This is a genomic window from Pseudomonas glycinae (assembly GCF_001594225.2).
Classification (GTDB): Bacteria; Pseudomonadota; Gammaproteobacteria; order Pseudomonadales; family Pseudomonadaceae; genus Aquipseudomonas; species Aquipseudomonas glycinae.
In genome coordinates this window covers 2260280-2273873 of the sequence record NZ_CP014205.2, presented here as the reverse complement: position 1 = coordinate 2273873, position 13594 = coordinate 2260280, and the positions used below count along the sequence as shown (strand labels likewise).

The 13594-nt window shown below is 60.8% G+C and carries 14 protein-coding genes and 2 pseudogenes; 7 read left to right on the top strand and 9 right to left on the bottom strand.

What is annotated here, in order from left to right; all coding sequences use genetic code 11:
• Nucleotides 1-11 precede the first annotated feature (11 nt).
• Complete coding sequence (fabI, locus tag AWU82_RS10105; RefSeq protein ID WP_003202751.1) at nt 12-806, top strand: enoyl-ACP reductase FabI; 795 nt, start codon at nt 12-14, stop codon at nt 804-806.
• Nucleotides 807-869: 63 nt separating this feature from the next.
• On the opposite strand, the gene AWU82_RS10100 is transcribed toward fabI, so the two are convergent.
• Together AWU82_RS10100 and AWU82_RS10095 are read right to left on the bottom strand one after the other, a co-directional pair.
• A complete protein-coding gene (locus AWU82_RS10100) occupies nt 870-2081 on the bottom strand; it encodes a hypothetical protein (protein ID WP_064382292.1) in 1212 nt (403 codons plus the stop codon).
• 193 nt (nt 2082-2274) lie between these two features.
• A pseudogene (locus AWU82_RS10095) lies at nt 2275-2469 on the bottom strand (LysR family transcriptional regulator); the annotation flags it as partial.
• A gap of 96 nt (nt 2470-2565) precedes the next feature.
• Between AWU82_RS10095 and AWU82_RS29185 the strand changes: the two are divergent.
• A pseudogene (locus AWU82_RS29185) lies at nt 2566-2658 on the top strand (VOC family protein); the annotation flags it as partial.
• 124 nt (nt 2659-2782) lie between these two features.
• On the opposite strand, the gene AWU82_RS10090 reads toward AWU82_RS29185, so the two are convergent.
• From AWU82_RS10090 to AWU82_RS10075, 4 genes are all read right to left on the bottom strand, one after another.
• The gene (locus AWU82_RS10090; RefSeq protein WP_064382294.1) at nt 2783-3748 is read right to left on the bottom strand and encodes a sensor domain-containing diguanylate cyclase; all 966 of its coding nucleotides are present in this window, start codon (nt 3746-3748) and stop codon (nt 2783-2785) included.
• 61 nt (nt 3749-3809) lie between these two features.
• A complete protein-coding gene (locus tag AWU82_RS10085) occupies nt 3810-4388 on the bottom strand; it encodes a hypothetical protein (protein ID WP_064382295.1) in 579 nt (192 codons plus the stop codon).
• 1 nt (nt 4389) lies between these two features.
• Nucleotides 4390-6552, bottom strand: a complete 2163-nt coding sequence (locus tag AWU82_RS10080; RefSeq protein ID WP_064382296.1) for a xanthine dehydrogenase family protein molybdopterin-binding subunit — start codon at nt 6550-6552, stop codon at nt 4390-4392.
• Nucleotides 6553-6569: 17 nt separating this feature from the next.
• Nucleotides 6570-7025: a (2Fe-2S)-binding protein gene (locus AWU82_RS10075; protein ID WP_007956954.1), complete on the bottom strand. Its 456-nt coding sequence runs from the start codon at nt 7023-7025 to the stop codon at nt 6570-6572.
• A 240-nt stretch (nt 7026-7265) separates the two neighbouring features.
• Between AWU82_RS10075 and AWU82_RS10070 the strand changes: the two genes are divergently transcribed.
• On the top strand, nt 7266-8096 hold the full coding sequence (locus AWU82_RS10070) for an alpha/beta fold hydrolase (protein WP_011333605.1): 831 nt from the start codon (nt 7266-7268) through the stop codon (nt 8094-8096).
• Nucleotides 8097-8131: 35 nt separating this feature from the next.
• Here the strand turns inward: AWU82_RS10070 and AWU82_RS10065 are convergent, their stop codons facing one another.
• Complete coding sequence (locus AWU82_RS10065) at nt 8132-8524, bottom strand: GFA family protein (RefSeq protein ID WP_064382297.1); 393 nt, start codon at nt 8522-8524, stop codon at nt 8132-8134.
• Nucleotides 8525-8633: 109 nt separating this feature from the next.
• Between AWU82_RS10065 and AWU82_RS10060 the strand changes: the two genes are divergently transcribed.
• Entirely contained in the window at nt 8634-9782 is a 1149-nt protein-coding gene (locus tag AWU82_RS10060; protein ID WP_064382298.1) for a GGDEF domain-containing protein, read from the top strand.
• Nucleotides 9783-9820: 38 nt separating this feature from the next.
• Nucleotides 9821-10492: a class I SAM-dependent methyltransferase gene (locus AWU82_RS10055; RefSeq protein ID WP_064382299.1), complete on the top strand. Its 672-nt coding sequence runs from the start codon at nt 9821-9823 to the stop codon at nt 10490-10492.
• 4 nt (nt 10493-10496) lie between these two features.
• On the opposite strand, the gene AWU82_RS10050 is transcribed toward AWU82_RS10055, so the two are convergent.
• A complete protein-coding gene (locus AWU82_RS10050; RefSeq protein WP_064382300.1) occupies nt 10497-11651 on the bottom strand; it encodes an NnrS family protein in 1155 nt (384 codons plus the stop codon).
• A 1-nt stretch (nt 11652) separates the two neighbouring features.
• On the bottom strand, nt 11653-11901 hold the full coding sequence (locus tag AWU82_RS10045) for a hypothetical protein (RefSeq protein ID WP_064382301.1): 249 nt from the start codon (nt 11899-11901) through the stop codon (nt 11653-11655).
• Between the two features lie 264 nt (nt 11902-12165).
• Between AWU82_RS10045 and AWU82_RS10040 the strand changes: the two genes are divergently transcribed.
• Nucleotides 12166-12669: a VOC family protein gene (locus tag AWU82_RS10040; RefSeq protein ID WP_064382302.1), complete on the top strand. Its 504-nt coding sequence runs from the start codon at nt 12166-12168 to the stop codon at nt 12667-12669.
• Between the two features lie 35 nt (nt 12670-12704).
• Complete coding sequence (locus AWU82_RS10035; protein WP_064382303.1) at nt 12705-13538, top strand: helix-turn-helix transcriptional regulator; 834 nt, start codon at nt 12705-12707, stop codon at nt 13536-13538.
• The last annotated feature ends 56 nt before the right edge of the window (nt 13539-13594 follow it).

The following is a 13594-nucleotide window of genomic DNA, read 5'->3' as shown; positions in this document are numbered from 1 at the left end:
AGGAGCAACACATGGGTTTTCTCGCCGGTAAGCGCGTACTGATCGTCGGTGTCGCCAGCAAGCTGTCCATCGCATCCGGCATCGCTGCCGCCATGCATCGCGAGGGCGCTGAGCTTGCCTTCACTTATCAGAACGACAAACTGAAAGGTCGCGTCGAAGAGTTCGCACAGGGCTGGGGTTCGAGCCCTGAGCTGTGCTTCCCGTGCGACGTGGCCAGCGATGAAGAAATCGCCAAGGTCTTCGAAGAACTGAGCAAGAAGTGGGACGGCCTGGACTGCATCGTGCACTCCGTCGGCTTCGCCCCGGGCGACCAACTGGACGGCGACTTCACCGAAGCCACCACCCGTGAAGGCTTCCGCATCGCTCACGACATCAGCGCCTACAGCTTCGTGGCTCTGGCCAAAGCTGGTCGCGAAATGATGAAAGGCCGCAACGGCAGCCTGCTGACCCTGTCGTACCTGGGCGCCGAGCGCACCATGCCGAACTACAACGTGATGGGCATGGCCAAGGCTTCGCTGGAAGCCGGCGTACGTTACCTGGCCGGTTCCCTGGGCCCGGACGGTACTCGCGTCAACTGCGTATCGGCTGGCCCGATCCGCACCCTGGCAGCTTCCGGCATCAAGAACTTCCGCAAGATGCTGGCCGCCAACGAAGCGCAAACTCCGCTGCGCCGCAACGTCACCATCGAAGAAGTCGGCAACGCCGGCGCCTTCCTGTGCTCCGACCTGGCGTCGGGCATCAGCGGTGAAATCATGTACGTGGACGGCGGCTTCAACACCACCGCCATGGGCAACATCGAAGAGTAATCTTCGACTAGCCGCTAAAAAACCCGCCAGTTCTGGCGGGTTTTTTTTGCTCGCGGGGCCCCTTCATCCCACGAAACCCAACACCCGCGCCAGCGGTTTACCCGCAGGATCAATCTCGTCAGCAGCAGCGATGATTCTCCCTGTATTGCTCTGGACGATGCAGCCATTCATGCGCCACCCCTCCAACCTGGCAACGCCTCCAACCCCGAAGTTATCATCGAGTTTACCGTCTTCCAGAATACGCAGAAGGGTCAGCACAAAGTCGGAATGCACCCCCACAATGATGCTTCCATCTGGTGGAACGACCACGTTTTGAATAGTCACGAAGCGTCCGTTAATGGCGGTCCACAGTACTTGGCCATTGTTGAAACGGGGATCGGGTGTTCCATCATTCTGCAAGCGTACAGTTGCGACGCTCATTCCTTCGGCAGAAAGTACGGATGCCGCAAAGGTTATTCCGTGATGCGATACGCCCACGTTGTTAAATAAACTGAATTCCTCAGACATCTTGTACAGACCGCCTGTTGCAAACCCTTTGTCCAACTTTCCGCTTTCGTCATAACTAGCCAGAACACTTTTGGGTTCTGATTGATTGCCGGTGGAGTTATCGAGCGATCCACTGACTATGAACCCTCCCTGCAGCTTCGGCTTGATGCTCTCGATACTCGAGTAGCGTGCGTTGTCGAATATGATATTAACTTCGCCATTTAGACCGAATGTACCGTCAAGATCGCCATTAGGGAGATAGCAGCGGATGGTTCCACGCCCCTCAACGGCAGCTCCTGTTCCATCATACAGAATGTGGCTTTGACCCAACAGGACACGCCCATCGGAGAGGGCACAACCCTTTGCTTCGTGGGTTGTCACTCTTTGCCCAGGGGCAAGTGGAATGTCGGAAAAGATTTTCGTGCCAAAGACCAGATTCTGACTGCCGTGCTCATTGAACTTCGTGACTGCAGCTAACCGGTCAAAGCCATCGCCAGTGCTACCGATAGCAACGAAACCGCCATCGTCTTGAATGTCAAGTTGACGCGAAGCGGAATATTTTGGCCCAAATTGCCAAGGTGGATTCACGAATGAAGGGTCGATAGAACCATCGCCGTAGGCCCGAATCAGCTGCAATTTGCCTGCCGAATCATAAACATAAACAATACGTCCGGTTTTTGTCTCCACCACGGAGCCGCAGCTGCCTGGTCCGATATTAATGACTCCATCTTTGGCAAAAGTTGGATCCAGATCACCAGCATTGCGATGTGTTTTGGCCAGGGTTGACATGGAGTTTTCCTCTGATTGTCAATATTCTCCGCCCTGAGAAAAACAACCAGTCTTCCCGACTCCAGCAGAATGTCTTTTACAGCGCCCACGCTAGCGCCTGAAAACAGATAAAGACACTGTCAGGACTGACAGTTGACTTTCATCAGAAGGGCTTTTCGCTTTCGATCTGCAGACATTTGTTGAACATTATTCGCAGCGGCAAGTTGCGTATCGCTGGATGATCAATCGCCTGCCGCCCGGTGCGATCGAACAGACGCACGCCCAAGGCCTGCTCCAGATTGCGGATCTGCGCGCTGACCGCCGATTGCGTCAGGCCGACATGCAGACCGGCCGCCGCAAACGTGCCATGCCGTGCCACCGCCAGAAAGGTTTTCAGTTCACGCAGCATGGGCGCCTCGACTGATCGAAATAATTTGAGCTCGGCGCAAAAACTATCGTCTTTCAATCGAAAAGCACAGCGCTAGACTCAGTTCATCCCAAGGGGGGCGAACAGGCGACGATGTTCTTGTTTGACCCGTGTGGGAACGCCTTGGAGTTCAAGGCGTTCAAGGACATCAGGCAGTTGTTTGCCAGATAATACGCGACGTCCGGAATGACGCCTTCGCGGGCAAGCCCGCTCCCACAGGGTTCGCGGTTTATCGAAAATATAAGCAACACCGAAGATCACTGTGGGAGCGAGCTTGCTCGCGATGAGGCCGGAACTAACAACGCTTCAACGCCTGCTTGTGCGCATACATCGCTGCATCCGCATCCGCCAGCAACTTATCCACGGAGTCATGGCGCTGCGGGTTGTATTCGATCTGGCCGACGCTGAAGCGAATCGCGTAACCCCGGTGCAACGTGGCATTGCGCTCTTCGAGGATTTCCTTGAGTCGCGCCATGATCGCCGTGGTTTCGACGTGGCTTGAGCCGGTCAGCAACGCCACGAACTCATCACCGCCCAGCCGTCCCACCACATCGCTCTCGCGAAAGGCGATGCGCAGCACATCGGCGAAGGTCTTGAGCGCGCTGTCGCCCTCGGCGTGCCCATAAAGGTCGTTGATCTGCTTGAAATCATTGAGGTCGAAAAACAGCAGCGTCGCCGGTTTTTCCAGGCGTGCGCAGGCATCCAGCGCATGCTGGGCGAGCATCTTGAAACCGCGACGGTTGGACAGCAGCGTCAGCTCGTCCATGCTCGCCATCTGCACGGCCATCAGTTCCTGCTCGGCCATGCCCGCCAGATCGCGCAGCAGGGCGCGCTCCTCTTCGTCGAGATCGCGGGGTTTGGTGTCGATCAGGCACAAGGTGCCCATCTTGTTGCCGCTGGGTACGGTCAGCGGATAACCGGCGTAGAACCGGATGTTCGGTTCCCCGGTAACCAAAGGGTTGTCGTGGAAACGCTCGTCCTCCCGGGCGTCAGGTACCAGCATAAGCTCGTCCCTGAGAATCGCATGGGCACAGAATGAAACAGAGCGTGGCGTTTCGGTCGTGTCCAGCCCCACGCAGGACTTGAACCATTGCCGCTCCTTATCCACCAGCGTGACCAGTGCGATCGGCACGTTGAACAGACGCTTGGCCAGTCGCGTCAGCCGGTCGAAGCGCTCCTCCGGTGCGGTGTCGAGCAGCTTCAGATCCTGCAACGCTTGAATACGGACAGCTTCATTGGCAGGTTTGCCGGGTACCAGCATCACACACTCCTTTGTCGTCGATGCCTTTGAGCGTAGCCCGAATCAGCGATGACTCAACCTCTCATCCGCCGGCCACCGGACACGGCCCGCCCGCATCGGCCCACAGTTTGAACTGGGTCACGAAGATATCGTGCGGCACCGGCACCGGCGCGCGCCCTGCCCCGGGATTCCAGCCCCAGAGCACCAGCTTGTCTTCGCTGACGTGCTTGATCAGCGCGGCGAAATCCCGGTCACCGTTGCTGGCGCGGTCCTTGATCATCGCGCACAAGCGATCCGGCGGCAGACCGATCCAGGCCATTTTGTGCGCGGCCGGCGGCAGGCTCCAGTGCGGCGCCCCCGGTGGCGCATGGGGGCCGTAACTGGCCGGCGGATTGCTTTCGGCGTGGCAAGTGGCGCAGGGCAAACCGGCGGCGCCCTTGCCGTCCATGCCGCGCACCACGCTCATCGCGTGAGGAATGCCGGCGTCGAACTGCAACGGTGAATCGCCGGGAATGTGGCAGTTCTGGCAACGCGGGCTCTGGAAGACTTTCTGCACCGTGCCGAAGGCTTTCAAGGCTTCCTGATCGTCGGCAAACAGATCCGACGCGTAACCGCCCAGTCCAAGCAGAATCACCGTGCCCAACAACAGATGTCGTTTCATCTCACACCCCCGACAGTTGCAGCGGCAGTTCCCGCAGGCGTTGCCCGGTCAGGGCGAACACCGCGTTGGCCACCGCCGGCGCCGTGGGCGGCACACCGGCCTCGCCGATGCCGCCGGGTTTCTCGCTGCTGGGCACGATGTGCACCTCGACCAGCGGCATTTCATTGAGCCGCAACACCTGATAGTCGTGATAGTTGGACTGCACGACATGGCCGTCCTTGAGGGTCAGTTTGCTGTGCAATGCCATGCCCAGGCCAAAGGTGATGCACGACTCCATCTGCGCCGCGATGCTCTGCGGGTTGACCGCAATCCCGCAGTCCACCGCGCACACCACGCGATGCACGCGGATCGCCAGATTGTCCTGGGACACCTCGGCCACCTGCGCCACGTAACTGCCGAACGATTCGTGCACCGCCACGCCCAGCGCATGGCCGTCCGGCAGCGGCGCTTTCCAGTTGGCCTTCTCCACCGCCAGGTTCAACACGCCGAGATGCCGGGCGTGATCCTTGAGCAGCGTTCGTCGGTACTCCACCGGGTCCTTGCCCGCCGCCGTGGCCATTTCATCGATCAGCGACTCCATGACAAACGCGGTGTGGCTATGGCCCACCGAGCGTAGCCACAACACGTTGATCCCGGTGGTCGGCGAATGCAGATCGACCTGATGATGGGCCAGGCCCTTGATGTACGGGCTGTCCGAAACGCCCTCGACCGAGGTCTGGTCGACGCCGTTCTTGACCATGGTTTTCTCGAGCATGGTGCCGGCCATGATCGATTGCCCGACCAGCACATGCTGCCAGGCCAGCGGCAAGCCGTCGGGGCCGAGGCCGATCTTCGCCTGATGCAGGAACATCGAGCGGTAATAACCACCGCGAATATCGTCTTCGCGCGACCACACGGTTTTCACCGGCATCGCCGCAGCCTTGGCCACTTGCACCGCTTCGGCGACAAAGTCCGAGGTCGGGTTGGCCCGCCGGCCGAAACCGCCGCCAAGGAATTCGGTGTGAATCTCGACCTGCTCCGGTTTGAGCCCGGTGATCTTGCCGGCGACCATCTGATCCAGGGTCTGGAACTGGGTGCCGGTCCAGATCTCGCACTTGTCGGCGCTGATCTTCACCGTGCAGTTGAGCGGCTCCATCGGCGCGTGGGCCAGGTACGGCACGCTGTATTCAACATCGATTTTCTTCGCTGCCTTGCCGAAGTTGCCCTTGGCATCGCCGGCCTGCGCCGCCGAGGTGCCCGGCGTGGCCGCCAGTTTGCGGAAACTCGCCAACAGCTTTTCACTGCTCAAATCAGCGTTCGGCCCCAGGTCCCAATCGACCTTCAGCGCATCACGACCGAGTTTCGCCGCCCAGTAATGCTCGGCGACCACCGCGACACCGGTCGGCACCTGCACCACTTTGTGCACGCCGGGAATCGCCAGGGCTTCTGCGCCTTCGAAGGACTTCACCGTGGCGCCGAACGCCGGCGCCCGCGCCACCATCGCGGTCATCAATCCGTCGAACTGCACGTCCATGCCGAACTTGGCGCGACCGGTGATTTTTTCCGGGGTGTCGAGGCGTTTGGTGGGTTTGCCGATGACTTTCCAGTCCTTGGCTTCTTTAAAGGTGATCGACTTCGGATCCGGCACTGGCAGTTGCCCGGCGGCGTCCGCCAGTTCGCCGTAGGTGGCGCGATTATCGCCGGCAATCACTACGCCGGACTCAGTGCGGATCGTCGAGGGCGCCACGTTGAAACGCTTGGCCGCCGCTTCGATCAGCATCTGCCGCGCCGTGGCGCCGGCGAGTCGGTAGCGGTCGAACTCCATCCAGGTTGAAGTGGAGCCGCCCGTAATCTGCATCCCGCCAAACGCCGGCATGCCGTAATCGGCGGCCGAAGCCGGGGAATGCTCGACGCGGATCTTCGACCAGTCGGCGTCCAGCTCTTCGGCGATCAACATGGTCAGGCCGGTCCAGATGCCCTGGCCCATTTCCGAATGGCCGAGCAGCACGGTGACGCTGTTGTCCGCTGCAATCCGCAGGAACGCGTTCGGCGCAAACACCTTGCCTTCATTCTCGGCCGCCATGGCAAAGCGGTTGCCGCCGGGCACCACGAACGCCACCACCAGACCACCGCCCAACACCGCACTGCCCTTGAGAAATCCGCGACGGGATACAGGACTGTTCATCACTCACCTCCCCTCGCTCAGCCGATGTCGGCGGCGCGTTTGACCGCCGCGCGGATTCTTGGATACGTGCCGCAGCGGCAGATGTTGCCGGAGAGCGCCTGATCGATATCGCTGTCGGTGGGTTTGGGAATTTTCGCCAGCAACGCGGCGGCGGACATGATCTGCCCGGACTGGCAGTAGCCGCACTGCACCACGTCCAGTTCGGCCCAGGCCTGCTGCACCGGGTGCGAACCGTCACTGGACAAACCTTCGATGGTGAGGATTTTCTGGCCATGGGCGACGGCCGTGGCCGGGGTGATGCAGGAGCGCAGCGGTGCGCCATCGACGTGCACGGTGCAGGCACCGCACTGGGCCATGCCGCAACCGAATTTGGTACCGGTCAGGTGCGCGACATCGCGCAGGACCCAGAGCAACGGCATGTCCGCAGGGACATCGAGCTCCTGATCCTTGCCATTGATGTTCAAGGTCAGCATCGGGGACTTCCTCAGACTCACAGTGTTCTGAAGGGCGCTGCTACGGCCATCGTTGGCGGTGCGCGCCTCGGCTTATCCCTTTCAGCTAAGCGCATTTTGACCCGACGACCAGCCGCCGCGACCACCGGTCATGCCGCACCGTTCGGAAAATCATCGATCAGGGTGCCGGTTTTGCTCCTACAGTTGATACCGCTTGTCACCGCAAGAACTGCCCTTTCACACTTTCCAGGAGTTGCGAACATGGGATTTGTCACAACGAAAGACGGCGTCGAAATCTTCTATAAGGACTGGGGCCCGAAAGACGCCCCGGTGATCCACTTCCACCACGGCTGGCCGCTCAGCGCGGACGATTGGGATGCGCAAATGTTGTTCTTCCTGGCGCAGGGCTTCCGGGTCGTGGCCCATGATCGACGGGGTCACGGGCGTTCGAGCCAGGTCTGGGACGGCCACGACATGGATCACTACGCCGACGACGTGGCGGCGGTGGTCAACCATCTGGGGACGCAGAAAGCCGTGCATGTTGGCCACTCCACCGGTGGCGGCGAGGTGATTCATTACATCGCCCGGCATGGCGAGGATCGGGTGTCGAAAGCCGCGATCATCAGTGCCGTGCCGCCGCTGATGGTGAAAACCGAGAGCAGTCCCGGCGGCCTGCCCAAATCAGTGTTCGACGATCTTCAGGCGCAACTGGCAGCCAATCGTGCGCAGTTCTATCGCGACGTGCCCAGTGGGCCGTTCTACGGCTACAACCGCCCCGGCGCCAAGCCATCGGAAGGGATCATTGCGAACTGGTGGCGCCAAGGCATGATCGGCAGCGCCAAGGCGCACTATGACGGGATCGTTGCCTTCTCCCAGACCGACTTCACCGCTGACCTCAAAAGCATCTCGATCCCGGTGCTGGTGATGCACGGCGACGATGACCAGATCGTGCCCTATGAAAACGCCGGTGTACTGTCAGCGAAACTGCTGAAAAACAGCACACTGAAGATCTACCCGGGCTTCCCCCACGGGATGCCGACCACCGAGGCGCCGACAATCAACGCGGATCTGCTGGCGTTCATTCGCGGCTGATAGTGGCCGGGGTCAGGCGCCCTGCCTGCCCCCGGCTATTCTTCGGTTCGCCCCGTTCTCTCGCGATCGCGCACGTAGTGTCTGGCCAATGGAAAAGCCGGCAGCCACGACTCGCGACGCAGCGTCCACAGCTCGTACGTGGGCTGGAATTGATCCGGTGCATCCAGCGCCCCCAGATTCACCTCCACTTCATCGCCACTGCGGCCGAACACCGACGAGCCACAACGCGGGCAGAAATGTCGCCCGGCATAGTCATGGGTTTCGCCGCTGATCGTCACCGCGTCCTCGGGAAAGATCGCCGACGCGGCAAACAGCGCGCCCTGGTGTTTGCGGCAATCAAGACAGTGACAAACGCCAACCCTGTAGGGGCGCCCTGACACCTCGATCCGCACCTCGCCGCACAGACAACCGCCGGTCAATCGGTCCATGGGACACCTCGTCTGAAAATGGAATATCCGGTGAGTGAAAATAGCAGCCCAAAGGGGGAACGCTTACAATCGTGGCCCATTAATACTACTCAGGCAGACCCGTTCTTTCATGGCGCTCGATCCTCTCACGATGCTCACCATTTCCACCGCCCTGGCCGCGGCGGCCGCCCTGTATCTGGCGGTCGAATGGCGCAGCATCCGCGAATCCTCCCTGCTGTTCTGGAGCGCCGGTTTCGCCACCATCACCGTCGGCTCAAGCCTGGCCCTGTTGCGCGCCAATGGTTATCCGCTGATCGGCATCTGGTTCGCCAACGGCCTGCTGGTGGTCGCGCACTGGCTGTTTCTGCTGGGAGTCGCGCGGTTTACCCAGCAGCGGTTGTCGCGGGCCTGGTACTTGATGTTCCTGCTCTGGCTGGCGTTGCTGCTGTTACCGGAAGATCCGTCGTGGTCGAAGATCATGCTGATGGCCAACTCGCTGCTGGTGGCCGCGTTGATGCTGCGGGCCAGCCTGTTGCTGCGCCCGCACGGCAAATCGTTGAGCGTCGGCGCGGTGCAATTGCGTTATGTGCTGCTGATCCACGGCGCGTTCTATTTCGCCAAGGCGATCATCGCGGTGATTCCGGGCACGTTGATCGATCTGGCGTCGCTGCGTGGCGAAATCATTCAGATTTCCCTGGTTGAAGGCGCGATGGCGATCATGCTGATCGCGCTGTCGATGACCGGCACCGAGCGCTACCGCCGGGAAAAGCAGATTGCCGAACTGGCCGCCCGGGATCCGCTGACCGCGCTGTACAACCGCCGCGCCCTAGAAGTCCGCGCACCGCGCCTGCTCGACGAAGTCTCCAGCGCCCGCCCCGGCGCGCTGCTGTTGATCGACATCGACAACTTCAAACTGATCAACGATCTGTACGGCCACACCGCCGGCGACCGGTTGCTCATCGCCCTCAGCGAAATGATCCGCGCAGTGCTGCCCAATGGCGCGCTGGCGGCACGGCTGGGCGGTGACGAATTCGTGATGCTGCTGGGCGATGCGTCCCACGCTCAGATCATGGATCTGGGCAGTGCGCTGCGTGAGCAGTTCCAACAGATGACTTCCCAGACCTACACCACCCCGCAAGCGGTCACCCTGAGCATCGGCGCCAAGGTGTTCGATCAGCCGCCGGCCAGCCTCGCAGCGTTGATCGAACAGGGTGATAGCGCGCTCTACGAATCCAAGCGCGGCGGTCGCAACCGGATTCAACTGGCCGACTACACCTGACCTATCCTTGCCTGCATCCCGTAACCTCGGAGTCCGTCATGTCCTCGCCTGAATCCACCCTGCTGCAGAGCTGGCACCACAACGCCCGGGCCTGGACCGAAGCTGTACGCAGCGGCGCCATCGAGAGCCGCCGGCAGGTGACCGATCAGGCCATTTTGCTGGCGGTGATGGGGCGCCAGCCCGAGCGTGTGCTCGATCTGGGGTGCGGCGAAGGCTGGCTGCTGCGGGCGCTGGCCGAGCGAGGATTCGAGGCGGTCGGCGTGGACGGTGATCCGACGCTGGTCGAGGCCGCGCGGGTGGCCGGTTCATCGCCCGTGCACGTCGCCAGTTATGAGGATCTGGTTGAGGCGAAGGTTGATATCGGCCGTGATTACGACCTGATCTGCGCCAACTTTTCCCTGCTGCATCAGGACATCATCCCGCTGCTCGCGGCGATGAATGCGCTGCTCGTGCCCGGCGGTGCGCTGGTGATCCAGACGCTGCATCCGTGGTCGGTGGCCGCCGGTGATTATCAGGACGGCTGGCGGGAAGAAACCTTCGATGGCTTCAAGGGCCAGTGGCAGCCAATGCCGTGGTATTTCCGCACCTTGTCCAGCTGGCTGAATGCGCTGGACATGGCCGGGCTTCAGTTGACCGGCCTGCGCGAGCCGCAGCATCCGCAAAGCCCGGTGCCGCAATCGTTGTTGATGATTGCCGAACGTCGCGGGTAAAACCCTAAAGTCTCGGCTTGAGCAGAATTGCGGCGTAATGCCGCAAAAACAGCGTGAACCCCGCACACCAGAGCACCACGGACAGCCCCAGTCCCAGACTGGAAAACGGCACCAGCAACACCCGGCAACCCGCCGCGAACAGCACCAGCGCAAAACCCAGCGCCATGCCTTTCGAGGGCTGCAACAACCGGCCGGTGTGCCCAAGGCTGACCCGCGCGATCATCGCCAGAATCAACCCGCCCACCCCGCCGACCGCCAATGCATGGGTCGCCAGGCTTTGCTGGCCGATCAAGCCCAGATGCCACAGTGCCATGGCCCAGGTTGCCAGCGCCATCCAGCCGTAAGCCAGATACAACGACCACAGCAGCGGCATCCGCCAGATCCCACGATCATGCCAGCGGATCAGCCGCATCAACTGCAAACTGCCGGTCAGCACGAACAGCCCCGCCAGCCACCACCGTGGCGAATCATTGAGGCCTGCCGCAAAAGTGACAGCGGTCAGCAGACTGCCGATCAACAGCAAGCGGGTTGGCAGTGGATTGGCGGCCGGTGCCGGCGGACGGTTCAAGCCGCGCTGGATAAAGAACGGAATCACCCGCCCGCCAATCACGGTCATCAGCGCCGCCACCAGCCACAACGCGCCCAGCACGCCTTGGCGTTGCAGGCCGGCATCGTCGTTGTACAGGCCGATCAAAGTCAGCGCCTGACAACCCGCCATCAACCCAAGCATGAACACAATCGGGTAGTTTTCACGTTTGCGGGCTGCGACCAGATCCCGTCCCAGCATCACTGCCAGCAGCGGCAGAAAACCCCATTGCAGCGCCAGAATCAGCCCGGTCGGCAACGGCAGCCACCACGCCAATCGACCGACCACCCAGACCGACACCAACGCAATCAACCCCCCGCCGCGCACGCCGGGAATCCCGGTCCAGTTGGGCACCGCAGTCAACAGAAACCCGGCAACAATCGCCGCCGCAAAACCAAACGGCATTTCATGCCGATGCCAGGCCAACATACCGCCCGCCGGTTGCAGATCGAACCAGTGGCCGTAAAGCCACAGGCCCCAGATCAGAATCGCCAGCGCGGCGAATCCGGCCCCGGCCAGAAACAGCGGCCGAAAGCCCAGGCTGAACAGCGGTGCTGCAGCGAGTCTGCGCATCTCAGGCCACCGCCAGTGCGGGTGACTGGCCCAACCGATACTGCGACAGCAGGCGCATCACATAGCCAATCTTGATCAGCGTCGGGCCGACGATGGTCATGGCATGCATCCCCACCAGCAACGCAATCGGCATGTGGCCCTGATACAGATAAGCGCCGTAAATCCCGGCCAGCAACATGACCAGACCGGCGACGAGCACTTTGCTCGACAGGTGCAGAACGTTCAGCGGATTCTCGAAGAAAGTGAACATTTTTTCGTACTCCTGAGCGGATCAGTTTGTACGTAAGGCAATTCAACTTGCGTGCCAGATTTTCAGCCCAGCAAAATCAGTCAGTTGCGAAGATACGAGTCAATTTGACACAGATGCGAAAGAGTCTTTTTGACATAGAACAAGGTCAATACGACTACACGTCTTATTCACAACAACCAACCACTCGACCCATGGCACCGCCAGCTGACCACAGACTGACTACGCTTTTAATCCAGCGTGTCCAACCTGCCGAGGATGACTGCCATGCAACGCTTTCAAAAGCTGACCCCGTGCCTGTGGTTCGACGATCAGGCGGAAGCTGCGGCGAAATTCTACTGCTCGATCTTCGACCACTCGAAAATCACCACCCTCACCCACTACAGCAAGGTCGGCCAGGAATTTCACGGCCGCCCGGAAGGCTCGGTGATGACTGTCAGTTTCGAACTCGACGGCCACACCTTCACCGGGCTCAATGGCGGGCCGGTGTTCAAGTTCAATGAGGCGATTTCGTTTCAGGTCAATTGCCAGAACCAGGAAGAAGTCGACCATTTCTGGGGCAACCTCAGCGCCGGCGGGCCGGCGCAAGCGCAACAATGCGGCTGGCTCAAGGACCAGTTCGGCGTTTCGTGGCAGATCGTGCCGGTGGCGTTCATGCACATGATGACCGACCCCGACCAGACCAAAGTCCAACGGGCAATGCAGGCCATGTTCGGGATGAAAAAACTCGACATCGCCGAACTGGAGCGAGCCTTCGCCGGCCAGAGCTAATACACTCGGGCACTGGCCTGCCGAGAACTCCAACGATGAAACACGCTGCCGCCAAGAACCCCGAACAAGCCCCGCGCTTCTGGCGCGACGACGCCCTGCCCTTCATCGAAGCGCGGGCCATCGCCGATGGGCGTGAGGTCTGCTATTCACGGCACTCCCACGCGCACTTTTCCATCGGTGCCATCACCGCCGGGCGCAGCACCTATGTGCATGAGCAATCGTCGTTCGAAGTGGCGGCCGGCACCGTGGTGCTGATGAATCCGGGGGACGTGCACGCGTGCAACCCGATCGATGATCAGCCGTGGTCGTATTTGATGTTGTACGTAGAAACGCCGTGGCTGACCGATCTGCAGCATCAGTTGGGGTTCAGTGCGGAGCTTGAGTTTCGGCGGTTTTCCGATACCCATTTGAATGACGCCCACCTGTTTCGCGATTTGAATGCGTTGTACGGCGTGTTGGTCGATAATCAGCAAGACGTGCTGCGCAAACAGAGCGCCGCCGTGGAGTTTTTCAGCGAGCTGCAACTGCGCCTGAACCCCATCGAACAATCCATCCGCGAACCGAATTTCAAACTCGAACGCGCCGCCGACTTCATCCGCCAGCATTGCACCGACCTGCTCAGCCTCGACGACATCTGCGCCGCTGCCGAGCTATCTCCGTCGTACCTGACCCGCGCCTTCAAACAGCACTTCGGCATGACGCCCCATGCGTTTTTGGTCAATCAGCGAATTCAGTTTGCCCGCGAGCGTTTACGGCGCGGGCAGTTGATTGCGGATGTGGCGCTGGAGGCCGGGTTTGCCGATCAGGCGCATTTTCAGCGAGCGTTCAAGCAGCATCTGGCGGCTACGCCGGGGCAGTATCGGGGATGAAAACAAAACCGCCCGCATCGCTGCGGGCCGTGAGGGTAATCGGTAAGATCCCTGGC